The organism is Pseudomonas meliae (assembly GCF_001400515.1).
GTDB lineage: Bacteria > Pseudomonadota > Gammaproteobacteria > Pseudomonadales > Pseudomonadaceae > Aquipseudomonas > Aquipseudomonas amygdali.
In genome coordinates, this window is sequence record NZ_LJQT01000240.1 from 1 (window position 1) to 1,156 (window position 1,156).

Consider the following 1,156-nt stretch of genomic DNA (forward strand, 5'->3'; position numbering starts at 1 on the left):
TGCTCGGAGCTTCCTTAGCGCTTAGCCAAATTGCAAAATCATTGGATCAAATACGGACCCAATCAAGATCTACATCAGCCTCAATGCCATCGATGCGACCTTTGTTACTGTGCTGCCAAATCGACCAGCTTTTACCTGCTACTGTCCATGTAGATGGAACTTTAGGTTCGCTAACATCCCAATTAGCGATCCACAGAGGGTATTCACTAAAGGCATATTTATCTCCTGAAATATTATTCACCCAGAAATTGTTATTGCAATATATGAATGGTTTTTTCCCCAGCAGAATTTTTTCGCTTTCCAATAAGGTCAGCAGTTTATGAAGGTTATCAGCCATTTCGTCCGGGGTAGCTTTTTCGTTGCCCGCCAGTTCCAAATCAATAGCAAAAAACTCAGTAGATGCATCGAAGTCGGCAGCGGTAAGTGTACTAACGATGTTATCTCGCTGTGCTTCCGGCGTGCTACTAAGCGCTCGAAAGTAATGATATGCCCCCGTTTTTATTCCGACAGCTCTAGCGTCAGTACGATATGTGGTATATTTTGCATCCTGTACAGTAGCGCCTTCTGTCGCTTTAATAAAGGCGTACTCAATGCCAGCCTCAGAAACTTTTTTAAAATCGACATCACCTTGGAAATGCGACAGGTCAATACCTTTGCTATTTGTACTCACGAATCTCTCCTATTTTTCGTATTGGGAAATTTTATAACTAGTATCAGCAGTTCTTTAAAAACACTGCCAACGTTATGAGTGGCCCCTTTCTACTCTTGGTTCCACTCATCTACTGCGCATCGGGATTTTCGGCACGACAAGGGTTGCCCAAGCATCCTTCTGATATTTCCATTGAGAATCTCCTGCAAGGTGGCTTCCGGGCATAGCCGACTGCATGGCGGTGCATGGAAAAGCTTTGAAAATGCGGGACTATCAGCGGGCGACGCGGGTGCAATGCCTACTTGCTGGTGTTCTTGTACTCGCCCTGGTACTCGAACTGGCGCAGCTCGCGGTCGTTGGCAAAGCGGGCATCACCGTGCAGCGAAGTCTTGGGCTTCAAGCGCACGAAAACGGCCATCAACGTAACGCCGACCGGCAGGAACGTCAGGGCTGCCGTCACACACCACGACCAGGGCACGTACAGCATCCGCCGGTCGTTCCAGGGCA

General features: G+C 47.8%; 2 protein-coding genes. Both read right to left on the minus strand.

From position 1 onward, the window contains the following. Nucleotides 1-46: 46 nt before the first annotated feature. On the minus strand, nucleotides 47-670 hold the full coding sequence (locus tag ALO64_RS10800) for a glycoside hydrolase family 25 protein (RefSeq protein ID WP_044345545.1): 624 nt from the start codon (nucleotides 668-670) through the stop codon (nucleotides 47-49). Between the two features lie 277 nt (nucleotides 671-947). Then, the coding region (locus ALO64_RS10805) for a hypothetical protein (RefSeq protein WP_235804996.1) at nucleotides 948-1,156 on the minus strand (209 nt) is incomplete at its 5' end.